Annotated in this window: 23 protein-coding genes and 1 pseudogene; 10 read left to right on the top strand and 14 right to left on the bottom strand. The window is 63.8% G+C overall.

Annotated features, from left to right (window positions below; genetic code table 11):
- Positions 1-81: 81 nt before the first annotated feature.
- Positions 82-553: pseudogene (locus ACVIGB_RS51200) on the bottom strand (VOC family protein).
- 288 nt (positions 554-841) lie between these two features.
- Here ACVIGB_RS51200 and ACVIGB_RS51195 point away from each other — a divergent pair.
- A complete protein-coding gene (locus tag ACVIGB_RS51195; protein ID WP_456723505.1) occupies positions 842-1,495 on the top strand; it encodes a glutathione S-transferase family protein in 654 nt (217 codons plus the stop codon).
- Between the two features lie 181 nt (positions 1,496-1,676).
- Here ACVIGB_RS51195 and ACVIGB_RS51190 read toward each other — a convergent pair whose 3' ends face one another.
- The gene (locus tag ACVIGB_RS51190; RefSeq protein WP_456725238.1) at positions 1,677-2,330 is read right to left on the bottom strand and encodes a glutathione S-transferase; all 654 of its coding nucleotides are present in this window, start codon (positions 2,328-2,330) and stop codon (positions 1,677-1,679) included.
- Positions 2,331-2,441: 111 nt separating this feature from the next.
- Here ACVIGB_RS51190 and ACVIGB_RS51185 point away from each other — a divergent pair, with 111 nt between their 5' ends.
- Entirely contained in the window at positions 2,442-3,005 is a 564-nt protein-coding gene (locus ACVIGB_RS51185) for a TetR/AcrR family transcriptional regulator (protein WP_456723506.1), read from the top strand.
- Between the two features lie 154 nt (positions 3,006-3,159).
- Here the strand turns inward: ACVIGB_RS51185 and ACVIGB_RS51180 are convergent, their stop codons facing one another.
- Positions 3,160-4,056: a LysR family transcriptional regulator gene (locus ACVIGB_RS51180; RefSeq protein ID WP_456723507.1), complete on the bottom strand. Its 897-nt coding sequence runs from the start codon at positions 4,054-4,056 to the stop codon at positions 3,160-3,162.
- 289 nt (positions 4,057-4,345) lie between these two features.
- Between ACVIGB_RS51180 and ACVIGB_RS51175 the strand changes: the two genes are divergently transcribed.
- Both ACVIGB_RS51175 and ACVIGB_RS51170 read left to right on the top strand, forming a co-directional pair.
- Positions 4,346-5,080: an SDR family NAD(P)-dependent oxidoreductase gene (locus tag ACVIGB_RS51175; protein ID WP_456725239.1), complete on the top strand. Its 735-nt coding sequence runs from the start codon at positions 4,346-4,348 to the stop codon at positions 5,078-5,080.
- Between the two features lie 40 nt (positions 5,081-5,120).
- The gene (locus tag ACVIGB_RS51170; protein WP_456723508.1) at positions 5,121-5,720 is read left to right on the top strand and encodes an NADPH-dependent F420 reductase; all 600 of its coding nucleotides are present in this window, start codon (positions 5,121-5,123) and stop codon (positions 5,718-5,720) included.
- A gap of 712 nt (positions 5,721-6,432) precedes the next feature.
- Here ACVIGB_RS51170 and ACVIGB_RS51165 read toward each other — a convergent pair.
- The 3 genes from ACVIGB_RS51165 to guaA all read right to left on the bottom strand — a co-directional run bounded on the left by ACVIGB_RS51165 (position 6,433) and on the right by guaA (position 9,341).
- Positions 6,433-6,720, bottom strand: coding sequence for a Shedu anti-phage system protein SduA domain-containing protein (locus ACVIGB_RS51165; protein ID WP_456723509.1), 288 nt, complete (start codon positions 6,718-6,720; stop codon positions 6,433-6,435).
- Entirely contained in the window at positions 6,647-7,594 is a 948-nt protein-coding gene (locus ACVIGB_RS51160; RefSeq protein ID WP_456723510.1) for an FRG domain-containing protein, read from the bottom strand. The genes ACVIGB_RS51165 and ACVIGB_RS51160 overlap by 74 nt, the downstream gene beginning before the upstream one ends.
- 148 nt (positions 7,595-7,742) lie before the next feature.
- Positions 7,743-9,341 carry a glutamine-hydrolyzing GMP synthase gene (gene guaA, locus ACVIGB_RS51155; protein ID WP_456723511.1) on the bottom strand — a complete coding sequence of 533 codons (1,599 nt, stop codon included), beginning with the start codon at positions 9,339-9,341 and terminating at the stop codon, positions 7,743-7,745.
- Between the two features lie 137 nt (positions 9,342-9,478).
- On the opposite strand from guaA, the gene ACVIGB_RS51150 reads away from it, so the two are divergent.
- Both ACVIGB_RS51150 and ACVIGB_RS51145 read left to right on the top strand, forming a co-directional pair.
- Positions 9,479-9,850, top strand: coding sequence for a nuclear transport factor 2 family protein (locus ACVIGB_RS51150; RefSeq protein WP_456723512.1), 372 nt, complete (start codon positions 9,479-9,481; stop codon positions 9,848-9,850).
- Positions 9,851-10,070: 220 nt separating this feature from the next.
- Positions 10,071-10,403, top strand: coding sequence for a DHCW motif cupin fold protein (locus ACVIGB_RS51145; protein WP_456723513.1), 333 nt, complete (start codon positions 10,071-10,073; stop codon positions 10,401-10,403).
- Positions 10,404-10,660: 257 nt separating this feature from the next.
- Here the strand turns inward: ACVIGB_RS51145 and ACVIGB_RS51140 are convergent, their stop codons facing one another.
- A complete protein-coding gene (locus ACVIGB_RS51140; RefSeq protein WP_092113213.1) occupies positions 10,661-11,113 on the bottom strand; it encodes a winged helix-turn-helix transcriptional regulator in 453 nt (150 codons plus the stop codon).
- 115 nt (positions 11,114-11,228) lie between these two features.
- On the opposite strand from ACVIGB_RS51140, the gene ACVIGB_RS51135 reads away from it, so the two are divergent.
- Positions 11,229-12,503 carry an MFS transporter gene (locus ACVIGB_RS51135; RefSeq protein WP_456723514.1) on the top strand — a complete coding sequence of 425 codons (1,275 nt, stop codon included), beginning with the start codon at positions 11,229-11,231 and terminating at the stop codon, positions 12,501-12,503.
- Between the two features lie 139 nt (positions 12,504-12,642).
- Here the strand turns inward: ACVIGB_RS51135 and ACVIGB_RS51130 are convergent, their stop codons facing one another.
- Both ACVIGB_RS51130 and ACVIGB_RS51125 read right to left on the bottom strand, forming a co-directional pair.
- Positions 12,643-13,941, bottom strand: coding sequence for an RsmB/NOP family class I SAM-dependent RNA methyltransferase (locus ACVIGB_RS51130; RefSeq protein ID WP_456723515.1), 1,299 nt, complete (start codon positions 13,939-13,941; stop codon positions 12,643-12,645).
- A gap of 22 nt (positions 13,942-13,963) precedes the next feature.
- On the bottom strand, positions 13,964-14,386 hold the full coding sequence (locus tag ACVIGB_RS51125) for an MAPEG family protein (protein ID WP_092113205.1): 423 nt from the start codon (positions 14,384-14,386) through the stop codon (positions 13,964-13,966).
- A 169-nt stretch (positions 14,387-14,555) separates the two neighbouring features.
- Here ACVIGB_RS51125 and ACVIGB_RS51120 point away from each other — a divergent pair, with 169 nt between their 5' ends.
- The gene (locus ACVIGB_RS51120) at positions 14,556-14,993 is read left to right on the top strand and encodes a hypothetical protein (RefSeq protein WP_456723516.1); all 438 of its coding nucleotides are present in this window, start codon (positions 14,556-14,558) and stop codon (positions 14,991-14,993) included.
- 126 nt (positions 14,994-15,119) lie between these two features.
- The gene (locus ACVIGB_RS51115) at positions 15,120-15,956 is read left to right on the top strand and encodes a metallophosphoesterase family protein (protein WP_456723517.1); all 837 of its coding nucleotides are present in this window, start codon (positions 15,120-15,122) and stop codon (positions 15,954-15,956) included.
- Between the two features lie 6 nt (positions 15,957-15,962).
- Here the strand turns inward: ACVIGB_RS51115 and ACVIGB_RS51110 are convergent, their stop codons facing one another.
- The 5 genes from ACVIGB_RS51110 to ACVIGB_RS51090 form a co-directional block, all read right to left on the bottom strand.
- On the bottom strand, positions 15,963-16,220 hold the full coding sequence (locus ACVIGB_RS51110; RefSeq protein ID WP_456725240.1) for a hypothetical protein: 258 nt from the start codon (positions 16,218-16,220) through the stop codon (positions 15,963-15,965).
- 220 nt (positions 16,221-16,440) lie between these two features.
- The gene (locus tag ACVIGB_RS51105) at positions 16,441-17,475 is read right to left on the bottom strand and encodes an NADP-dependent oxidoreductase (protein ID WP_456723518.1); all 1,035 of its coding nucleotides are present in this window, start codon (positions 17,473-17,475) and stop codon (positions 16,441-16,443) included.
- 195 nt (positions 17,476-17,670) lie between these two features.
- Positions 17,671-18,096, bottom strand: coding sequence for a GFA family protein (locus ACVIGB_RS51100; RefSeq protein ID WP_456723519.1), 426 nt, complete (start codon positions 18,094-18,096; stop codon positions 17,671-17,673).
- A 72-nt stretch (positions 18,097-18,168) separates the two neighbouring features.
- Positions 18,169-19,659 (bottom strand): IMP dehydrogenase, encoded by a 1,491-nt coding sequence (gene guaB, locus ACVIGB_RS51095; protein ID WP_092125565.1) that lies wholly within the window; start codon positions 19,657-19,659, stop codon positions 18,169-18,171.
- A gap of 202 nt (positions 19,660-19,861) precedes the next feature.
- Positions 19,862-20,107: a hypothetical protein gene (locus ACVIGB_RS51090; RefSeq protein ID WP_456725241.1), complete on the bottom strand. Its 246-nt coding sequence runs from the start codon at positions 20,105-20,107 to the stop codon at positions 19,862-19,864.
- Between the two features lie 141 nt (positions 20,108-20,248).
- Between ACVIGB_RS51090 and ACVIGB_RS51085 the strand changes: the two genes are divergently transcribed.
- Positions 20,249-21,736: a DHA2 family efflux MFS transporter permease subunit gene (locus tag ACVIGB_RS51085; RefSeq protein ID WP_171947538.1), complete on the top strand. Its 1,488-nt coding sequence runs from the start codon at positions 20,249-20,251 to the stop codon at positions 21,734-21,736.
- Positions 21,737-21,867: the final 131 nt, after the last annotated feature.

Here is a 21,867-nt window from a genome sequence, read left to right as displayed (position 1 = left end):
GCGAATAGATGCGCGACCGCGCCACCAGCTTGATCCGACACATGACTGTCGCGTCCGGGCCAAATCATTCCACCAAGCGGATTACGCCGCGGCCGCCCGCTCGATCGCGGCGATGTCGATGTTTCATCGTCATCATCGCCTCCATCGCGCGCTGTCCGGCGGCGCGATCGGATCCGTTGACGAGCTCGAGCAGCCGCCGCGGCGTGATCTGCCAGGTAAATCCCCAGCGATCCCGGCACCAGCCGCACGGCAATTCCTTGCCGCCGTTCGAAGTGACCGCATTCCAGTAACGATCGGTCTCCTCCTGGCTGCCGGTGAGCACCATGAAGCTGACCGCCTCGTTCGGCGTGTAGTTGGAGCCGCCATTCAGCCCGACGAAGCGGCGGCCGAGCACGGTGAACTCCACCGTCAATTCATCACCCTGCCCGATGCCAGGTATCGGCGAGACATGCCCCGCATCGACATGGCTGTCGGGAAAAGTCGCAGCATAGAATTCCGCCGCTGCGCGCGCCTGGCCCTGATCGAACCAAAGGCATGTGACGAGATCGGTCATTTGCAGTCTCCTGGTTTATGCGAAGGACGCTTGGCGAAGACGCCAGCCGACAGCGGGGCAACACGCCGGTGAAAATAATTTTCGGGTTCGTGCGTTCCGCTGGTCTTAGCGAGATGCGTCCGGTTGCCGCGACGGGAACCGAAAGCACGGGGTAGGATCACAGGTGCCCCGGAACCGCCCCGCCCCCAGCCTGCATCCGGGCTACGCTTGGTCAAAAGATTCCAGGATCGGCTGTCGGGGCGCGCGCCGTTCGTTCGTCCTCGGGATGCAAGGACATGGAGAGAAACGATGACCCCCACCATCACCGCCTTCGAACGGTCACCCGATGGTGGCAAGGGATTGGCGCGCGATACGCGCGTTCGCTGGGCGCTTGAAGAAGTGGGCCAGCCTTACGAGGTTCGCCTCGTTTCGTTCCAGGCGATGAAAGAGCCAGCGCATCTGGCGCGGCATCCGTTCGGCCAGATTCCAACCTATGAGGATGGTGATCTCGCGCTGTTCGAGACCGGATCGATCGTGCTCCATATCGCCGAGCGTCATGCGGGCCTGTTGCCCGGCGATGCCAATGCCCGCGCCCGCGCAATCAGCTGGATGTTCGCCGCGGTCAACACGGTCGAACCGCCGATCCTCGAACTCGCAACCGCCAGAATTCTGGAGAACGACAAGCCATGGACCACGGAGCGCCTGCCCCTGGTCATGGATCGCATCCGCGACCGGCTGAAGCAGCTCGTCGCCCGCCTCGGCGATGCCGACTGGCTCGATGGCGCGTTCAGCGCGGGCGACCTGATGATGGTGTCGGTGCTGCTTAGGCTGAAGGCATCGGGCATCCTCGACGAATATCCGAACCTCGCCGCCTACGTCGCCCGCGGCGAAGCCCGGCCGGCTTACAAGCGGGCTTTCGCCGCACAGCTCGCGGTGAACACAAGCGAGCTACCGACCGCTTGATCAGGGGGGCGTCTCGCGTGGATACCGTTGCAGTCGACGCATGATGTCGTTCGGCCGCATATCCCGCATGAGCGGAGCGACATGCGGGATACCAACGATGTGCTGATCGGAAACGCCAGGATGTCGTTCCATCCGGGCTATGCTTGCCGGTCGAGCAGTTGTTCGCAGACTACGATTTCAATCAAGATGCCTCGATCGGCTCGGACATCGTTATCCGGTTCTTGACACTAGGACGCTCCTGCATCCTTGCATACCATGCCGAAAGAGCCTCGCACTCCACCGGCACCGGCACGTTTACGAGTCCCGCAAAGATCAAACCGCCTATGAGGGTGATATCGGCCATTGTGAACGCCTCGCCGGCGACGAACGGCTGTCTTTTCAGAATGCCGTCAAAATAGTGCATCCCCCTGAGGGCCTTGTCGCGCTGACGGAATCCCCATTCGGGATTCTGATAGATCTCGACATGAGGCCCAAGACCCGGCGTGGCGTGGTGGAAATAGACACTGATGGCGTCGAGCAGTTCGAGTTCGGCGCGCTTGCTCATCATGTGGATCACGCCCTTTTCGCGCGGCGTCCTGCCGGTCAGCGTCGGCGCGCCACCGAGCGCGTCAAGGTACTCGGTAATGGCCGTGCACTCGCCAATGAAGATCCCGTCATCGAGTTCGAGCACCGGCAGGGTGCCCGAGTAGTTTTTGGCGAGGAATTCGGGCTTCTTGTGCTCGCCCTTGTAGAGATCGACCAAGACGAACTGCACGTGCGACCGCAGGTTCTTCTCGGCCAGGGCGATGCGAACGCGGGCCGGATATGGGCCGGTTGGCCAATCGTAAATCTTCATCATGACACCCTTGTCTACCTGTCACTTGGTAGGCCTCATATGAAGCCTTCAAATCCGGCTGGTCAACGTCTATCTATCACTTGGTAGGTAACGAAGCAGTGAGGCGATGAAGTGAGTTCAAGCTCTCGGGAGGCCATCCTGGCGGCAGCAAAGCGTACCGCGCAGGCGCGCGGCTACAGCGGCTTGAATTTCCGCGATCTCGCGGACGAGGTCGGGATCAAGGCGGCCAGCATCTATCACCATTTCCCGAGCAAGGCCGATCTCGGCGTAGCCGTCGCGCGGCGATACTGGGAGGACACCGCCGTCCAACTCGAGTCGATGCTGGCAGAGGCGACGGATCCTGTCCGCTGCCTGCGTCGATATCCCGATGTGTTTCGCAAAGCGCTCGAGAGCAACAATCGCATGTGCCTGTGCAGCTTCATGTCCGCGGAAGTCGACGATCTTCCGGACGCGGTGAGGAAGGAGGTCCAGACCTTTGCCGATGTCAACGTGGCGTGGCTGAGCAAGCTGTTGGTGGCCGCGGGCCTGGTCAATTCGAGGAAGAGCGAACAGCGGGCCCGCGCCATCTTCGCCGCAATTGCCGGTGCGCAGCTCGTCGCCAGAAGCCGCTCCGATATTTCGCTCTACGACTCGATGATCGACAACTATCGCGCCGCTGGTCTTCTGCCGGCATAGATGGTCCGAACATCAAACCGCAGTGGGGCGGCGACGCCTACTCCCACTCGAAGACGACCGTCAGCACGGGGGATTGACCGCGATGGCGCCTGGAACGATCGCAGCTCGGCTTCCGACCAGATTTCGGCAAGCGCCATCGCCGACCTACCGCGCGTCAGTCGCGCGATATGGATAGCCCGGCGAGAAGCGGAGCGTACGCGGCGAGCCTGCGGGATACGAATTCCGTGAAGAGCCGCACGCGCTTCGTCTTGCGTGTCTCGCCCTGTGTGAGAAGCCAGAGCGTCCCGTACATGTGCAGGCCGGTGCCCGGCACCCTCACCAGCAGGGGGTCGGCATCTCCGACGAAGCACGGCAGTGTCGTGATCCCGAGCCCTTGCCGTACAGCAACGATCTGCGCCTCGGCGTCCGTGGTCCTGAATGGAACCCCCGTGGTGCGCACCTCGCCCTCGCTGGCCCAATCCGGAATGCCATGAATGCTGATGACGATCCACCGGATCGGATCAGGCGCGCCGGCGCGCCACGCGGCTAGTCGATCGCGGGACATGTAGACGCCGCCGAACAGCTCCGGTCCCTTCAGGCCGTGAAGATTGAGCGGCAGGGTTTTGCGGTCGTAGACGACGCGGATCGCGACGTCGGCCTCTCGGTTGGTCAGATTTGCCAGCTCGCCGAACGACAGGATTTCCATCTCGATGTCCGGATGCAGACGCGCGAAATCGGCGAAGTCCGGCATCAGCAGGTGTGCCGCAAGCGGCGGCGCCAGCGTCACCCGCAGAAGCCCTCGCACGCTCTGGTCGCGCCCGAAAACGCGCGTCTCCAGCAGATGCGACGACGCTTCCATCTGCTCCGCGAACTCGAGGACCTCCTCGCCCGCGGCCGTCAGGCGGTAGCCCGAAGGCAGCTTTTCGAACATGTGCACCCCGAGCCGTTCCTCGAGCTGGGCGATGCGTCGCAGCACGGTCGAGTGGTTCACACCGAGGCGCTCGGCGGCAGCTCGCACCGAGCCTCCGCCCGCGACGGCCAGAAAGTAGCGAACGTCATCCCAGTCGATCATGGTGCAATCCGGCACCGCGGGGTGTGCCTTCCAAAGCCTGTGTCCAATACATCAAACGGCATCCCGTATGTGGGTAGCACGGGCAGTTATCATAGCCCATGCCGACAAGCGCAGCCCAATTCCGAGCTGCGGACACCGATCGTCGCGGCTGGCGTACTCATCCAGCCGGATCGATTTCGCACCACCGATGTGCGCGCTTTCGCACTCAACGCCTGACGCCGGCGGACCCATTTCGAGGTTCTCGGGGAGCCTCCCCGAACGACCAAGGACGGAATTTGAAGGAGAAGTCATGGGAAAGCTTGAAGGTAAGGTTGCAGTCATCACGGGTGGATCGAGCGGCATGGCGCTGGCGAGCGCCAGGCGGTTCGTTGAAGAAGGCGCCTATGTTTTCATCACGGGCCGGAGGCAGGAGGCGCTCGACGAGGCCGTCAGGCTGATAGGCCGGAACGTGACCGGCGTGCGCGGCGACGCGGCCAATCTCGACGACCTCGACCGTCTGTTCGACACGGTCAAGCGGGAAAAGGGCAGGATCGACGTCCTGTACGCGAGCGCCGGCGTCGGCGAAGCCGTCCCACTGGGCGAGATTACCGAGCAGCATTTCGATGCGACCTTCAACCTGAATGCGCGCGGCACGCTGTTTACGGTCCAGAAGGCGTTGCCGCTGTTCAACGATGGCGGATCGATCTTCATGACCGGGTCAGTTGCTTCGATCAAAGGCTTTCCTGGTTACAGCGTGTATGCGGCGAGCAAGGCGACGTTGCACGCATTCGCACGCGGTTGGCTCAACGAACTGAAAGGCCGGAATATCCGGGTGAACGTGCTGCACCCGGGGCCGATCGCCACGCCGATGCAGGACCAGGTTCTCACCGAGGAGGCGAAGCGGATGTTCGAATCCCTGATCCCGCGGGGAACGATGGGTCGCCCTGAGGAAATTGCCGCGGCCGCGCTGTTCCTTGCTTCAGACGCTTCCAGCTTCGTGAATGGCGTGGAGTTGTCTGTCGACGGCGGCTTCTCGGCCATTTGAACGCGGGCAATCAAGACCAACTGGGGATCGGAGAAGCATCATGAGCTACGCGATTGTAGGATTCGGAAAGATAGGCCAGGCCCTCGCCCACGCCTTCGCCCGCAAGAACATCGAGGTGACCGTCGCGAGCCGCCGGCCGCCCGAGGCGTTGGCGCCGCAGGCTCTGGCGATTGGACCCACGGTTGTCGCCAAGTCGCTGCGGGATGCACTCGAGGCCGACACCATCATCCTGGCGGTCCCGTTCGGGGAGCATCGCGAGGTTGCGAAGGCCCTGCCGAGCTGGACAGGCAAGACGATCATCGACGCGATGAACGCGTTTCCGGTCCCTGAAGAGCTGCACGGTCTCCCGTCCTCCGCCTTCGTCGCGAAGGCTTTCGCCGGCGCCAAGCTCGTGAAAGGTTTCAATCATCTGGGCGCGGCCAAGCTGGCCGCCGATCCGATCGTCGAGGGCGGCCACCGGGTGATCTTTCTGTCTGGTGACGACGAGGACGCGATCGCTCCGGTAGCGGCCTTGGCCAGGCAACTCGGGTTCGCACCCGTCAAGCTGGGAAAGCTCAACGAGGGCGGCGCGCTGGTGCACGCACGCGGCCGCATTTGGGGCCCGCTCATCTTCCAGGATTTGTTCAAGAAGGAGCAGTGATCGATCGACGACCGTGTGATCTGACCCGAGTTATGATCCTACGACGTCGGCCATCTACTGCTATCGATGACCCAGGATTCGCCCAAGCCGCAATATTCACAGTTCAAACAGCATGAACGTCCGCGATCTCGCGACATGATCTGTCCGAGTTTCGCGCTTCGTCTCGCCCTCGCTTCTAACAGAGGGCGCAGGGAAGACCGGGTGCCGATCGCACCCATGGGCCCCGAGCAATGGGTAGAAAGCTCGGGGGTAGGACCACAGGTGTAACCGGGAACATCCCGGCCTTCCCTGCGCGATGGTTGTGCGGCTTACTTCGTGCTCTCCCCGGCGAGACTGGGCTTTTTTGTCACCGCCCTCGCACGCGCATTGCGCAATGCGAGAAGACACCTACCAGTAGGGCGTCAGGACCACACGACTTCACCGTCCGCTATCCGCGCGCACTCGTCAGTTGCGCACTCAGCGTCCACCGCATCTCGACCCGCGTTCGTGACGATCGCGATCCGCCCCTCGTGTCGGGTGAGACGCGCATATTGAACAGCTGAGTTGGGTCAAACGCCAAGCGGAATATTTTCTTATTCGCGGATTGACAGGTTTTGCTGAGTTGCCCGTCGGGGTGATTTGTCGCAGGTGGTGGAGCGGAATTTGATTTGCGTCGAGGCAACTCAGTCCCTTGAGCGGCCGCATTGTAGCGGGCCGGCAACTATCGGGGCGGCTATTTGCTCCGTGTTATGAAGCGAGCGCGCTCAAGTAGCTCATCAAATGTCACGATATCGATGCTACGAATTTCACGACGGAAGAGTTCGAACGTATCGCGCATAATGTTCTCTTCTCGAATCCCACGCGAACGTGAGAATTCGTTTCTCGACCCAATGACCAAAACACTCTTGGCGTTCTTGGTACGAGCCGTCAAAGCCTCAGTACCTGATTTATTGTAGTGCTCGCCCAATTGAGCGAAGGATAACCTTGTCTGACGACACTCGAAATACAATGACTTCGCCATCGATATCTAGCAGATTCGATCCGGAGTAGCACGCAAAGAACAATGCAACCAAGGGGTTTCCTGAGATATCAAGAAGACGGGTCGGCAACCCGTAGTGCTGCATGCGAACGAGACGGTCGAAACAATACTGATCACTTTGGAAGTCGTCATAGTGGGCGATTAGCAATTCCTTACAGAGCCGATCCTCATTTGGCATAAACTGCCATGCTCCGTCCGGAGATTTCCGCAGCAAAGACGGCGTCAACTCAAACCGCGCATCTTCATGCCCGCGGAAGAATGTCTCGGTCGGTCCCTTGGCTGGCAAGCCGTACAGCAGTTGCAGAAAGGCTTCCACGCTATCGGCTACGCCGATTGTTTTCTTTGCGCGCGGCGGCGGTTCAGCTTGCTCGCCGATCAAGTCCGGCGCCAGGAATCCCGCGATTGTAGGTGAAACATCCGGCTTCAGTTCTGCTAGCTTTCTCAGAATTTCCTGAGCGTTACCTTTCCGAACCGCCCAATGCGTACGGTAAAGCTGAAAACGATCAACGCCGAAGATCTCTTGGGCATGCTCGACAGAAGGGAATTGGACTTCACCAAGGTCAATAAGCGTCTTGAAGACCGTCGAAACTTCCTTCCGGTCTGACTTTGTATTTTCAATCCGCCCGTATTTGATTGCCATCGAAGGCGCATCGCCAGAACGGTCGATCTCGCTACAGAGGAAGGTGGGCAATTTCTCTAAGAAAGAGATCGACGTTGGGCCGAGATCGTCAAGCCGCTTCTCGATTTCCGTGGGCGTATGTTCGAACATACGTCCCCGGCTCATTTCGATGACGTCGACCACCCCCTCGACATAGTCCCGGTTTCCGAAGGAGACGTAATTGAAGTTTTCTGACACGTGCCTTCGTCCTGTCTGTAGTAGCCACCGAAATAACAGCCCAATATCGGGGATCGCGGCGGCCGAGATGGTCGCAGAACGGCGCCGCCAAACTAGTTCGGACCGATAGCCAGTGGCGCTAGAAAACGGCGCTCGCGCCGCCTGCCCCCTACTCCCACTCAATCGTCCCCGGCGGCTTAGACGTCACGTCGTACACCACCCGGTTCACGCCCTTCACCTCGTTGATGATGCGCGTCGCGGTCTCGCCTAAGAACTTCATGTCGAACTGGTAGAAGTCGGCGGTCATGCCGTCGGTCGAGGTGACGGCGCGCAGGCCGACGACGTATTCGTAGGTGCGGCCGTCGCCCATCACGCCGACGGTCTTCACCGGCAGCAGCACGGCGAAGGCCTGCCAGATCGCATCATAGAGGCCGTGCTTGCGGATCTGGTCGATATAGACCGCATCCGCGTTACGCAGGATGTCGAGCTTCTCCCTGGTGATGTCGCCGGGACAGCGGATCGCAAGGCCCGGGCCCGGGAACGGGTGGCGGCCGACGAAGACTTCGGGCAGGCCGAGCTCGCGGCCGAGCACGCGCACCTCGTCCTTGAACAATTCGCGCAAGGGTTCGACCAGCTTCATGTTCATGCGGGCCGGAAGGCCGCCGACATTGTGGTGCGACTTGATGGTCACCGACGGGCCGCCGGTGAAGGAGACACTCTCGATCACGTCGGGATACAGCGTGCCCTGCGCCAGGAACTGCGCGCCGCCGATCTTCTTGGCCTCCGCCTCGAACACGTCGATGAACAGACGCCCGATGGTCTTGCGCTTCACCTCGGGGTCGGTGACGCCTGCGAGCTCGCCGAGAAACTCTTTCGACGCGTCCACATGGACCAGCGGGATGTTGTAGTGGTTGCGGAACAGGTCGACGACGGTCCTGGCCTCGTCGAGCCGCAGCAGGCCGTGATCGACGAACACGCAGGTGAGCTGGTCGCCGATCGCCTCGTGAATCAAGACCGCCGCCACAGCAGAATCGACGCCGCCGGAGAGGCCGCAGATCACCTTGCCCTGGCCGACCTGGGCGCGGATCTTCTCGATCGCCTCCTCGCGGAAGGCGCGCATGGTCCAGTCGCCGGTCAGCCCTGCGACCTTGCGCACGAAGTTGCGCAAGAGTTTTGCGCCATCGGGCGTGTGCACCACCTCGGGATGGAACATCAGCCCGTAATATTTGCGCTTCTCGTCCTGGATGATCGCGAACGGCGCGTTCGGCGAGGTGCCGGCCACCGAGAAGCCGGGCGGCATCTTGGTGATGCGGTCGCCATGGCTCATCCACACCTGGTGCTTCTCGCCGTGGCCCCAGACGCCGTCGAACAGCTGGCTGTCGGTCTTCACCTCGACATCGGCGCGGCCGAATTCGCGGTGGTGCCCGCCTTCGACCTCGCCGCCGAGCTGGGCCGCCAGCGTCATCTGGCCGTAGCAGATGCCGAGCACGGGAACGCCTGATTCGAAGATCAACTGCGGCGCGCGCGGCGAACCGGTTTCATGCACGGACTCAGGCCCGCCGGAGAGGATCACCGCCTTCGGCTTCATCTCCTTGAAAGCGGCCTCCGCCTTCTGGAACGGCACGATCTCGGAATAGACGCCCATCTCGCGGACGCGGCGGGCGATCAGTTGCGTCACCTGGCTGCCGAAATCGACAATCAGAATCTTGTCATGCGCCGAGGCCACGGAGGGCGCCGACGATTCACGGTCTGTGTGCTGGGCTGTCATGGCAAGCAGATACGCGACACGGCCCGCCCCCGCAACCGCGCTCTCCGGGGCTCCCACATTCTTCTTTGGGCATGGACAAATCTATATGGGTCAGTATTATTGACCTAATTTGGCCATAAGCAACAAGGAGGAAACTCATGCCGGATTTTCACGAGCCGTCGCGCCTCTTAGCGCTCGGCCGCGACTGGATCGCCGCCTGGAACGCGCGCGATCTCGAGCGCGTGCTGGCGATGTATTCGGAAGATACCGAAATGACCTCGGACCGGATCCCGGCGTTCGGCTTCGGCCCCTCCGGCACCGTGCGCGGCAAGGCGCAGCTCCGCGCCTATTGGAGCGCCGCGCTCGCCAAGCTGCCCGAGCTGCACTTCGACCTGATCGACCTCTATGTCTCGCCGGACAGCGTCGTCGTGTTCTACCAGAACGAACGCGGCAGGAAGATCTGCGAGTATCTGAGGCTCGATGTCGAAGGCAAGATCCGGCAGGGCTCGGCGAACCATCTGGTGGGGTGAGCGCAGCAGCGTGCAGTAATCCGTCACCCTGAGGTGCGAGCGGAGCGAGCCTCGAAGGGCGACGGCCCGGCTCCGACCATCCTTCGAGGCCCGTCGAGCGCTGCTTGCGCACCGCTCGACGCGCACCTCCAGCGACAACGGCGAAGCCGTTGCGCGGGGATGACGCCAGTATTTGTGGATGCAGAGGCGTAGAATGAGCCAAACACCAGGATCCGCGCCCATGAAAATCCCGACCCTGCCCTTCACGGTCACCGACTGGAGCAACGTCGAACCTTCAGTGCATCCCGGCGAGGCCGGGCAAGCGTTGTGGCGCACGCTCGACATCGGCGATCTGCGGGTGCGGATGGTCGAATATTCGCCGGGCTATCTCGCCGATCACTGGTGCGATCGCGGCCATGTGCTCTTTGTCGTCACGGGTGAGCTCGACACCGAGCTGCGCGACGGCCGCAAATTCACGCTGAAGCCGGGCATGAGCTACCAGGTCTCCGATTTCGGCGACGCCGCGCACCGCTCGTCGACCACGACGGGTGCGACGCTGTTTATTGTGGATTGATAGCCTCTACTCTCTCCCGTCACCCCCCGCGCAAAGGCTTCGCCTTTGTCGCTGGAGGAGGTCGCGAAGCGACCGTCTCGAAGGGCGACAGCCCGGCTCCATCCTCGTCATTGCGAGCCACCCGGTCGGCGCGAAGCGCCGCCGGATGACAGGCTCCACGAAGCAATCCACTTCTCCGCATATGCGGAGCGATGGATTGCTTCGTCGCTTCGCTCCTCGCAATGACGTGGAGGGAGCTCCTCTTCGCGCAGCGCCGCTCACCGCCTCCGCGCCGCAACCTTCCTCACCTTGGTGTCCGCCCAGCTCAGCGGCTTGCCGCTCTTCGACGGCAGCACGAGTTGCCCGACCGCCTGCCCGGCCTGGTCCAGCAGCACCGAATGCGCTTCGCCGCGCGCATAGAGATGCGCCTCGCCCCATTGCCTCAAGGAGACCACGATCGGGAACAGGTCGTGGCCCCGCTTCGTCAGCACATATTCGAGGTAGGCGCTGCCGTCCGACGCCGCCACCTGCTCGAGCACGCCGGTTTCGACCAGCTTGCGCAGCCGCGCCGTCAGCATGCCCTTGGCGATGCCGAGGTTCTTCTGGAAGTCGCCGAACCGGCGCAGGCCGTCGAACGCGTCGCGCACGATCAACAGCGACCACCAGTCGCCGATCGCATCCAGCGCGCGGGCCACCGGGCAGTCCGCCTTTGCGAATCCGGTCCGCTGCATCGCGCTCCACCTCCTCTCGATCACGATTCCGAACTGGTCTTAAAATAGGACTAGACAGGCCGCGATGCAACTGGTCTCATGATAAGACCAGATTGCGAATTGCAGCGGAGCCAAGATGACGAACCAGACCATGACGGAGGCCGGGCCGGCCACGGGCGATCACAAGACGGACGGCAAGCCCCGCGACACCAAGGCAGGCGCGCTTTCGCCCGCGATCGTGCTGCTGTTTGCGGTCGCCTGCGGGCTGAGCGTCGCCAACATCTATTCCGCCCAACCGCTGCTCGACACCATGGCGCAGGACCTCGGCATTACCCCCGCCGCGATCGGCATCGTGGTGACGCTGACCCAGGTCGGCCTCGCCTTCGGCCTGATGCTGATCGTGCCGCTCGGCGACCTCTTGGACCGCCGCAAGCTGATCGTCGGCCAGATCATGCTGTCCGCGGGCGCGCTCGTCGTGGTCGGCACCGCGCCGAACGCGATCGTGCTGTTTGGCGGAATGGCACTGGTCGGGCTGCTCGCCGTCGTGATCCAGGTGATCGTCGCCTTCGCCGCGACATCGGCCTCGCCGGCCGAGCGCGGCCAGACCATCGGCACCATTCAAAGCGGCGTCGTGTCGGGCATCCTGCTCGCCCGCTTCGCCTCGGGCACGCTGGCCGACATCGGCGGATGGCGCATGGTCTACCTGACCTCGGCGGTGCTGATGCTCGCGATGGCCGCGCTGCTCGCCCATGTGCTGCCGCGGCAGCCGCCGCGGGCGCTGACCGGATCATCCTATGCAAAGCTGTTGCGCTCGACGGCCGCGCTGTTCGCCGAGGAGCCGGTGCTGCGCGAGCGCGCCGTATTCGCGTTCCTGATTTTCGCGAGCTTCAGCGCTTTCTGGAGCTCGGTCGTGCTGCCGCTCGCCGCGCCGCCACTGTCGCTGTCGCACACCGCGATCGGCATGCTCGGCATTGCCGGCCTCGCCGGCGCGCTGGCGGCGCGCAATTCGGGCCGCCTCGCCGATCGCGGCTGGGGCCAGCGCACCACCGGATTGTCGCTGCTGCTGATGCTCGCCGGCTGGGCGCCGATCGCCTGCCTGCACGCTTCGCTGTGGCTGGTGCTCGCCGGCGTCGTCATGATCGACTTCGCGGTGCAGGCCGTCCACGTCACCAACCAGAGCCTGATCGTTGCGGCGCGCCCAGAGGCGTCGAGCCGCCTGATCGGCGTCTACATGGTGTTCTACTCGGTCGGCAGCGGACTCGGCGCGATCGCTTCGACGATGGCCTATGCCGCCGCCGGCTGGCTCGGCGTCTGCGCGCTGGGCGCTGCGATCAGCACCTGCGCGCTGCTGTACTGGGTCATTGTGGTGAGCAGGACGCCGGTGCCGGCGGGTGTGTGTTCCGAAGCGTAGATACTCAACCCGTCATTGCGAGCGGAACGAAGCAATCCATCGTGCCGCACGTGCGGAGCCATGGATTGCTTCGTCGCTACAGCGCAAAATTGCTTCGCAATTTTGTCGCGAGCTCCTCGCAATGACGGCGGAGAAGGCCTCACGCCTTCTTCAGCACCGAGACGAAGAACCCGTCCGTGCCGGTGCGGCGCGGCGTCATCAGCAGGCCCTCCGCCGATTGCAACGCGGCTTCCGCAAATGGCTCGGCCTTGTCCCACAACACCGATGCGGTCTGCTCCGGCGGCTGCACCGAAAACTCCGGATGCCGCGCGATGAACGCCTTGACCTGCTCGCCGTTCTCCTCCGACAGCACCGAGCAGGTGATGTAGGCGATGCGGCCGCCGCTCTTCACCAGCGGCGCGGCGCGCGCCAGCACCTCGGCCTGATCCTTCAGCCGCACCTCGAGCGCGCCGGGGCGCATGCGCCATTTGGCGTCGGGATTGCGGCGCCAGGTGCCGGTGCCGGTGCACGGCGCGTCGATCAGCACGAGGTCGGCGGAGGCCTTGATGTCGGACAGCACCTCCTCCTCGCCGCGCGGCGTGCGCACATCGCAATTGTGCACGCCGGCGCGTGACAGCCGCTCATGGATCGGCACGAGCTGGCGCTTGTCGCTGTCGGTCGCGATCAGCCGGCCCTTGCCGTCCATCATTGCGGCCAGCGCCAGCGTCTTGCCGCCGGCGCCGGCGCAGAGATCGATCACCTGCTCGCCGGGCTTGGCCGCCGAGAACAGCGCGGCGAGCTGCGAGCCCTCGTCCTGGACTTCGATGGCGCCCTTGATGAAATCCTCCTCGGCATGGATGCCGGGATTGCGCGCGTCGGCGCCGAGCTCGATGCGCAGGCCGAGCGGCGACCACGGTGTTTCCTTGGCGCCGAGATACGACAATCGCGGCAGCACCTTCTCGCGCTTGCCGCGCAGCGTGTTGACGCGCAGATCGAGCGGCGCGCGGCTCGCCATCGCGGTCGCCTCCGCTGCGCGGTCATCGCCGAACACTTTTGCCAGATACGGGTCGAACCAGTCCGGATAGTCACCCGCGACATGCGCCGGCGCATCCTTGAGCGAGCGCGAGGCCAACGCGGCCTCCTCGGCCGCGGTCAGCGGATCCGGCGCAAAGCGGCTGCCGTCGCACAGCGCCGAGATCGTCGGGACGTCCATGCCGCGCTCGAGCTTGAGCATGCCGAGCACCCGCGACCGGGGGCTGGCATCGTCCATCAGATAGGCCGCGGAGGATTGCCGGCGCAGCACGTCCCAGATCAGGCCGGAGATCGCGGCGCGATCGCCGGAGCCGGCATAGCGGTGCGCGGTGCCCCATTCCTTCAGCGCTTTCGCCGCGGGAATGCGCTGTGCGTCGATGGTAGCGATCAGCTCGATCGCGGCGGAAAGCCGTGCAGCGGGGGTCATCGATCTCTTTCGGTTGGGCGCATCAGATCAACAGCAGGAGCTTGAGCGCGAAATACAGCCACATCGCCGCCAGCACCAGCACGCCGGCGAACCAGGCGAGCGAGCGCGGCCGCACGTCGTTGGAGGTGACGAATATCCCGGCATGGGCAAACCGCGTCACCACGAAAACCCAGGACATCAGCACGATGAACAGATCGGCACGGCGCAGCGGCAGCGCAATGGCGATCAGGACATAGAACAGCACCGGCAGCTCGAACTGGTTGGCGAAGCAATTGCCGAGCTGGGTGGCGCGCTCCGGCCAGTTCGGCTGGCGCAGCGCGATATCGGCCATCTTGGTCTCACCGCTCGCCAGCGTCCGCGTGCGCAGCGTGGCCATCCCAAGCAGAAGCGCGAAGGTGAGTCCAATCTGGATGAAGACCGGCAGCAGAACCATTTGAACCGACATCAAGAATCTCCCTTAAGCCGGGCGTCCGGCCGCCCTCTTAGCCGCCACGGCCGCTCCTGACAATGAAGCGCGCCAATAACGCGCCTGGGTAACCCGTTGAACCATCATCCGAGCCCGGGTGACCAACTCCCGAGAATAATGGCGGTTTCAGTTCCTCACGGCTGACGCGATGGGCATCATCACCCCGATCCTGGACGGCGCGGCCCTGGCAGCCGCGAGCCTCGGCGATCTCCTCACCTCCCTATTGAAGGCGATCGACCCCGGCATCGGCTGGTTCGACGACGCGGCGGATGGCGGACTCGGCATGGTGCTGTCGGGGCTCGCCGGCGTCGCCGCTGCGCTCCTGGTCGCCATCCTGCTCTCGGTTTATTTCCGCAGCGGCTATCGCTCGACGCGCGACATCGTCAGGCACAGCCTCGCCACGGCGCTGGTGCTCAGCCTGCTCGGCTATGCCGCCTACGACATGGGACACGAGGCGCTCGCCTATCTCGGGCTCAACGCAGCGCCGGCCGTGACGGGAACAAACCCGCCGAACGCCGGACTGCTCGGAGGTCGCGGCGGTCCGCCTGCCCTGCCCATCCGCGCGGATAAGCAGCTTGCGATCTAGCGACCTGCGCCGCCGGATCAAACAAGACATCAAACAACGCATCAAACAGAGCAGCGAAGAACACACTGAAATCGTCATCGTTCCGACTTCGCGCCGACACTATAATTCGGCCGAAAGGATCGATGCATGCCCCAGTTTCGCCTGACCCAAATCTCCGACACCCACCTCGCGCGTCGCTTCAAGCCGCTCGTCGACAACTTTCATCGCGTCAGCGAGCACATCGACGCGACGCGTCCCGATCTCGTGCTCAACTCCGGCGACGTCGCGTTCGATGGGCCGACCAGCCGCGACGATCTGGTGTTCGCCAAGGAACTGCACAGCGCGCTGCCGGTCAATTGCCTCTATCTGCCGGGCAATCACGACATCGGCGACAATCCGACCGCGGTCGGCCCGGTCCCGACGCAACTGCCGACCGAAGAGACGCGCCGCGCCTTCACCTCGGTGCTCGGCGAGGATCGCTGGCATTTCGACGCCGCCGGCTGGTGCTTCATCGGCCTCAATTCGCTGATTATGAACACCGGCCTCGACAGCGAGGCCGCGCAGTTCGATTGGCTCGCCTCGGTGCTCGACAAGGCCGTCGGCAGACCGGTCGCGCTGTTCCTGCACAAGCCGCTCTACCTCGACGTGCCCTACGATGCCGAGCGCGTCGAGACCGCGATCCGCTTCGTGCCGCAGCCGGCGCGCCGCCGTCTGATCGAGATGTTCGGCAAGGTCGATTGGCGCCTGGTCGGCAGCGGCCACGTGCACCAGCGCCGCGATTACACGTTCGAGCATGTCAGACAGATCTGGGCGCCCTCGGCCGGCTTCATCATCTCAGATGCGAGGCAGGAAGTGATCGGCATCAAGGAAACCGGTCTCGTCGAGTACCGCTTCCAGCCGGACAGCTTTGAAGTGCGCCACATCAGGGCCAAGGGTCAGGTCGATGTCGACCTCGACATGCTGCTCGGCAAGCAGCCGGCGTGAGCCGTCTCAGCTCCGCGCCGCGTCGTGCAGATCTTGCTTGATGACCGTGAGCAGCGCCTGCAGCGAGTCCTTGTTCGGCTGTGCCGCCGCCGGCGTGGCCCGCATGCGCGGCACCTGCGGCATGAAGCGGACCGGCTCGGCGGCCGGCTCGTCCTCGACAAATTTTCCATGCAAGACGTCGTCGCGGCGGCCCATGACGAACATCGTCGCCCAATAGCCGAGGGCGAGGAGAATGACCCCGGAAACAATAGCTTCAAAAACCATGGCTACACCTGAAATATAGCCATATTGAATCAACTGCTCCGGGTCCCCGTCAAGCAAATGGGGGCCGAAAAGCCCCCAAAAGCCCGCCATTGTGGCGTTTTTGATACTCTGTTGCGGGGAACGGGAGCTGGAATGCCTCGTTTTGACGCGTTTTCTTCACGTGAACCGGTGCCCATCCCGGATCAAGTCCGGGACAGGCTTCGCTCGAAAACGCTATCGCTCAGGCCTTATCCGGCCCGATCCGGACCAGCTGCTTGCCGAAATTGGCGCCCTTGAGCAGGCCCATGAAGGCCTCCGGCGCGCTGTCCAGGCCCTCGGTCACGAACTCCTTGTACTTGACCTTGCCCTCGCGCACCCATTGCGACATGTCGCGCAGGAAGTCGCCATGCATGGCAGCGAAGTCGCTGACGATGAAGCCGCGGAAGGTCAGCCGCTTGGTCAGGATGTTGCGCATCATCGCGCCGGCCCATTTCGGGGCGTGCGCCTCGGTGTCGTTGTAATGCGCGATCAGGCCGCACACCGGAATCCGCGCGAACGCATTGAGCAGCGGAAACACCGCGTCGAACACCGCGCCGCCGACATTCTCGAAATAGACGTCGATGCCCTTCGGGCAGGCATCCTTGAGCTTCGCCGCAAGATTGGGATCGCGGTGATCGAGGCACTCGTCGAAGCCGAGCTCGTTCTTGACGTAGGCGCATTTGTCCTTGCCGCCGGCGATGCCGATCGCCCGCGCGCCCTTGATCTTCGCGATCTGCCCGACCGCCGAGCCGACGGCGCCGGACGCAGCCGCAACCACCACCGTCTCGCCCGCCTGCGGCTTGCCGATCTCGAGCAGTCCCGTATAGGCGGTCATGCCGGGCATACCGAGCACACCGACCGCGGTCGAGATCGGCGCGATCTTCGGATCGATCTTGGCGAGCCCCTTGCCGTCGGACAGCACATGCGTCTGCCAGCCCGCGCGCGACAGCACGATATCGCCCTTGGCAAAGGCGGGATTGTTGGACGCGATCACCTCGCTCACCGTGCCGCCTTCCATCACGCCGCCGACCGGCACCGGTGCGGCATACGACGGACCGTCGGCCATGCGGCCGCGCATATAGGGATCGAGCGACAGCCAGATGGTGCGGAGCAGCACTTCGCCCGCGCCTGGCGTCGGCGGCGTGTAGTCCTCAAGCCTGAAATTGGCCGGCGTGGGCTCGCCGTGCGGACGCGAGGCCAGAACGATGCGCTTTCCTTGGGCGTTTCCTTGGGACATTTGGATTTCCTCTTGAGGTGATTGGTTCGTGGCGCACACGTAGTCACGCAATCCAGCTCCCCGCAAGGGAGATGGATTTGCTGTTTCGCGCGCGCCTGTTTGAAATGTTGTTTGAAATGACGAGCGTCATGCCGGGAGCATGCCGCGCAGCGGACCCGTCATTGGGCGGCAGTCCGCCTGGTTTCCGCGCGATTGCTAGTCAGCCGGGATGAAACGGAGGGTGCCTGCGCGACGCGTTGGCTTACCGGTGTCGTTGGTATGATTGACGCCGTCCATGACAGGCACCTCAGGGAAATCGAATGGGCTTACGCCGTCGAGGCACGCCACGTTGACGGCATACAGGCTCTGGTTCGATCGTCGCTGATGATGCGTGTAGATTCCGCAGCGAGAACAGAAGAAGTGCTGTGCCGATCCGGTGTGGAAGCGGTAGCTTGTCAGCGCCTCCTCGCCCTGCAGGAACTTGATCCCACCCATCTCCGCCATGACGACGGCGGCACCGCGCATCCGGCAGTAAGAGCAGGTGCAGCGGCGGATCGAACTGAAACCGTCGCTGAGCGTCGCCTCGAAGCGCACCGCGCCGCAATGGCACTGGCCGGCCCGAACGTTCGTGTCGCTCACCATGTCACCTGGGTCCCCTGTCAAGAGATTCGGGGATCGGTCCCGTGGACCGACCCGGAATGACGAACGAGGTGCTTACACCCCGCCCGGATAGTTCGGGGCTTCGCGCGTGATGGTCACGTCGTGGACGTGGCTCTCGCGCAGGCCGGCGCCGGTGATGCGGACGAACTCGGCCTTGTCGTGGAAGTCCTTGATGTCCTTCGCGCCGACATAACCCATCGCCGCGCGCAGGCCGCCGGCGAGCTGGTGCATCACATTGCCGACCGGGCCCTTGTAGGGCACCTGGCCCTCGATGCCCTCTGGCACGAGCTTCAGCGTGTCCTTGATGTCCTGCTGGAAGTAGCGGTCGGCCGAGCCGCGCGCCATCGCGCCGACCGAGCCCATGCCGCGATAGGCCTTGTAGGAGCGGCCCTGCCACAGGAACACTTCACCCGGCGTCTCGTCGGTGCCGGCGAGCAGCGAGCCGACCATCGCGATGTCGGCGCCGGCGGCAAGCGCCTTGGCGAGGTCGCCGGAATATTTGATGCCGCCGTCGGCGATCACGGGCACGTCGGCCTTCTTCGCCGCCGCCACCGCATCCATGATCGCGGTGAGCTGCGGCACGCCGACGCCGGCGACGATACGCGTGGTGCAGATCGAGCCCGGGCCGATACCGACCTTGATGCAGTCGGCGCCCGCATCGATCAGCGCCTGCGCGCCGCCCTCGGTCGCGACGTTGCCGGCCACGACCTGCACGGCGTTGGAGAGCCGCTTGATCCGGTTGACGGCATTGAGCACATGCCGCGAGTGACCATGCGCGGTGTCGACCACGACGACGTCGACGCCGGCATCGATCAGCCGCTCGGTGCGCTCATAGCCGGTCTCGCCGACCGTGGTGGCGGCGGCGACACGCAGCCGGCCCTGCGCGTCCTTGCAGGCCAGCGGATGGGCGACCGCCTTTTCCATGTCCTTCACGGTGATCAGGCCGACGCAGCGATATTGGTCGTCGACGACGACCAGCTTTTCGATGCGATGCTGGTGCAGCATCCGCTTCGCCTCGTCCTGGCTGACGCCCTCGCGCACCGTGACGAGGTTCTCGTGCGTCATCAGCTCCGAAACCTTTTGCCGCGGGTCGGTTGCGAAGCGCACGTCGCGGTTGGTCAGAATGCCGACCAGCTTGCCCGGCACATTCTTGCCCGCACCGGTCACGACCGGGATGCCGGAGATGCCGTGATCCTTCATCAGCGTCAGCGCGTCCGACAGCGTAGCGTCGGGACCGATGGTGAGCGGATTGACCACCATGCCGGATTCGAATTTCTTGACCTGCCGCACCTGGGCAGCCTGGCCTTCGGGGTCGAAATTGCGGTGGATGACGCCGAGGCCGCCGGCCTGCGCCATCGCAATCGCCATCCGCGCCTCGGTGACGGTGTCCATCGCGGACGCCATGATCGGGATGTTGAGCTGGATCGCGCGGGTGACCCGCGAGCGAATATCGACTTCCGAGGGAAGAACGTCGGACAGACCGGGCTTCAGAAGCACATCGTCGAACGTGTAGGCTTCGCGGATAGCCTGAAATCCCGTGGCCATTGCCAACTCCTTATCTGCGGCCTCAGCCGCGAGGGTCTTACGGATGAGCGCTACCTGCGGCGACGCTCGCTGCGTCACCGTCGAATCGGCGCCCATCGGTGGGGTTGACGCTGGTCGATAGCATGGCGGCATGACGAATCAAAGTGTTTGCCAGCCATGCACAGGCTTTTTACGGGCCGGTTCAGCGGGCCCGGTAGCCGGCTTAGCGATATCCCTGCGGCGGCCCGTGCCGGCGGATCGCCTCGACCACCTCGCGGTGGCGCCGGTCCTCGCGCTTCATGTGGACCGCGATCACCGCATGAGCCGACGGCACCAGCAGCAAGATGTGGAAAAACAGCCCGAAAATCGCGCAAAACACGATCAGGACCAGATTGAAGATGGCCGAAAACGGCTGTCCGTTCAGGAGCAGCCCGATCGGCGGCAGCAGAGCGGCAAGGACGTAGATCACGGCGCACACCTCGAGCGCTGGCGGATGCATAGCAGCGTCACGCTGGATTTAGGGCGTTTGCCCGGTTCCGCAATAGCGTGGTCCGGGGCAGGATGATATGGCCCGCTCGCCCGCCTTTTTCAGCAAAGCTGTCCTATTTTGATGAACAAGCAACGCCTGATCCCGCTCATCGTCGCCACCGCGCTTTTCATGGAAAACATGGATTCCACGGTGATCGCGACCTCGCTGCCGGCGATCGCCGCCGATATCGGCACCAGCCCCCTGACGCTGAAGCTCGCGATCACGTCCTATCTACTGTCGCTCGCGGTGTTCATCCCGGCCAGCGGCTGGACCGCGGACCGCTTCGGCGCCCGCATCGTGTTTGCCGGCGCCGTCGCCGTGTTCATGCTGGGCTCGATCGGCTGCGCGCTGTCCTCCTCGGTGACCGATTTCGTGTTCGCCCGCATCCTGCAGGGCCTCGGCGGCGCGATGATGACCCCGGTGGGGCGGCTGGTGCTGCTGCGCTCGGTCGACAAGAGCGCGCTGGTCAACGCGATGGCCTGGGTGACGGTGCCGGCGCTAATCGGCCCGGTGATCGGGCCGCCGCTCGGTGGCTTCATCACCACCTATTTCTCCTGGCACTGGATCTTCCTGATCAACATCCCGATCGGGCTGCTCGGCATCTTCCTGGCGCTGAAATATATCGACCCGATCAAGAGCGAGGACCCCGAACGTTTCGATCTGGTGGGACTGGTGCTGGCCGGCATCGGCCTCGCCGGCATCGCCTTCGGGCTTTCGGTTGCAGGCCTCAATCTTTTGCCGTGGCCGATCGTCGCCGCGCTGGTCGGGGTCGGCACCGTGTCGATGACGCTGTACATCATCCACGCGCGGCGCACCGGTTCGCCGGTGCTCGATTTCGGCTTGCTGCGGCTGCCGACCATGCGGGCGTCGATCGTCGGCGGCTTCATGTTCCGGCTCGGCATCGGCGCGCTGCCGTTCCTGCTGCCGTTGCTGATGCAGGTCGGCTTCGGCCTGTCGCCGTTCCAATCCGGTCTCGTCACCTTTGCCTCCGCTGTCGGTGCCATGGGCATGAAGACCCTGGCGGCGCGCATCATCAAGGCCTTCGGATTCCGCAACATGATGACCGTCAACGCGGTGGTCAGTTCGGCCTTCCTCGCCGCCTGCGCCTTGTTCACGATCTCGACGCCGCTGATGCTGATCTTCACCATCCTGGTGGTCGGCGGTTTCTTCCGCTCGCTGCAATTCACCGCGATCAACACCGTGGCCTATGCCGAGGTCGAGGCGCCGCAGATGAGCCGCGCCACCACCCTCGTCAGCGTCAACCAGCAGCTCGCGGTGTCCGCGGGCGTCGCGGTCGGCGCGTTCTCGGTCGAAACCACGCTGGCGCTGCATCACCAGACCGAACTGTCAGCCGACGTATTTGGACCGGCGTTCATCGTGGTGTCGCTGATCTCGGCAGCGTCCGCCTGGTTCTTCTGGCAAATGCCGGTTGACGCCGGCAATGAAATCGCCGGCCGCAAGGCGATCGACATCTCGAGCCGCAAGGGCGCCGAAAAGCGCGCTGCCGCTGATGCCGTCAAGGCAGCGACCGAGGACACCCAGAACGCGCGCGATCAACGGCTCGGCTAGTTGATCGAACGAGCCGTTTCCGAAGCACGGACACTGCAAGCCGCCGTCCGGTCACGGCTAGGCCCTTAGGGGTGGCCAGTCATCCCGGCTGGCTGTCGCCGATCCGGACGTTCAATAAGTTCGTATGTGGG

The organism is Bradyrhizobium sp. USDA 4341, from assembly GCF_054063755.1.
The sequence above is the reverse complement of the archived record's forward strand: the minus strand, read 5'-3'. Positions and strand labels throughout refer to the sequence as shown.

Excerpts from the sequence above, each read along its gene's own strand:
- guaA (WP_456723511.1), bottom strand. The coding sequence starts at position 9,341 with ATGACAGCCCAGCACACAGACCGTGAATCGTCGGCGCCCTCCGTGGCC.
- ACVIGB_RS51125 (WP_092113205.1), bottom strand. The coding sequence starts at position 14,386 with ATGTCGGTTCAAATGGTTCTGCTGCCGGTCTTCATCCAGATTGGACTC.
- ACVIGB_RS51190 (WP_456725238.1), bottom strand. The coding sequence starts at position 2,330 with ATGAAGATTTACGATTGGCCAACCGGCCCATATCCGGCCCGCGTTCGC.
- ACVIGB_RS51120 (WP_456723516.1), top strand. The coding sequence starts at position 14,556 with ATGGGCATCATCACCCCGATCCTGGACGGCGCGGCCCTGGCAGCCGCG.
- guaB (WP_092125565.1), bottom strand. The coding sequence starts at position 19,659 with ATGGCCACGGGATTTCAGGCTATCCGCGAAGCCTACACGTTCGACGAT.
- ACVIGB_RS51105 (WP_456723518.1), bottom strand. The coding sequence starts at position 17,475 with ATGTCCCAAGGAAACGCCCAAGGAAAGCGCATCGTTCTGGCCTCGCGT.
- ACVIGB_RS51140 (WP_092113213.1), bottom strand. The coding sequence starts at position 11,113 with ATGCAGCGGACCGGATTCGCAAAGGCGGACTGCCCGGTGGCCCGCGCG.
- ACVIGB_RS51145 (WP_456723513.1), top strand. The coding sequence starts at position 10,071 with ATGAAAATCCCGACCCTGCCCTTCACGGTCACCGACTGGAGCAACGTC.
- ACVIGB_RS51110 (WP_456725240.1), bottom strand. The coding sequence starts at position 16,220 with ATGGTTTTTGAAGCTATTGTTTCCGGGGTCATTCTCCTCGCCCTCGGC.
- ACVIGB_RS51180 (WP_456723507.1), bottom strand. The coding sequence starts at position 4,056 with ATGATCGACTGGGATGACGTTCGCTACTTTCTGGCCGTCGCGGGCGGA.
- ACVIGB_RS51170 (WP_456723508.1), top strand. The coding sequence starts at position 5,121 with ATGAGCTACGCGATTGTAGGATTCGGAAAGATAGGCCAGGCCCTCGCC.
- ACVIGB_RS51085 (WP_171947538.1), top strand. The coding sequence starts at position 20,249 with ATGAACAAGCAACGCCTGATCCCGCTCATCGTCGCCACCGCGCTTTTC.
- ACVIGB_RS51130 (WP_456723515.1), bottom strand. The coding sequence starts at position 13,941 with ATGACCCCCGCTGCACGGCTTTCCGCCGCGATCGAGCTGATCGCTACC.
- ACVIGB_RS51100 (WP_456723519.1), bottom strand. The coding sequence starts at position 18,096 with ATGGTGAGCGACACGAACGTTCGGGCCGGCCAGTGCCATTGCGGCGCG.
- ACVIGB_RS51150 (WP_456723512.1), top strand. The coding sequence starts at position 9,479 with ATGCCGGATTTTCACGAGCCGTCGCGCCTCTTAGCGCTCGGCCGCGAC.
- ACVIGB_RS51195 (WP_456723505.1), top strand. The coding sequence starts at position 842 with ATGACCCCCACCATCACCGCCTTCGAACGGTCACCCGATGGTGGCAAG.
- ACVIGB_RS51175 (WP_456725239.1), top strand. The coding sequence starts at position 4,346 with ATGGGAAAGCTTGAAGGTAAGGTTGCAGTCATCACGGGTGGATCGAGC.
- ACVIGB_RS51165 (WP_456723509.1), bottom strand. The coding sequence starts at position 6,720 with ATGGCGAAGTCATTGTATTTCGAGTGTCGTCAGACAAGGTTATCCTTC.
- ACVIGB_RS51115 (WP_456723517.1), top strand. The coding sequence starts at position 15,120 with ATGCCCCAGTTTCGCCTGACCCAAATCTCCGACACCCACCTCGCGCGT.
- ACVIGB_RS51135 (WP_456723514.1), top strand. The coding sequence starts at position 11,229 with ATGACGAACCAGACCATGACGGAGGCCGGGCCGGCCACGGGCGATCAC.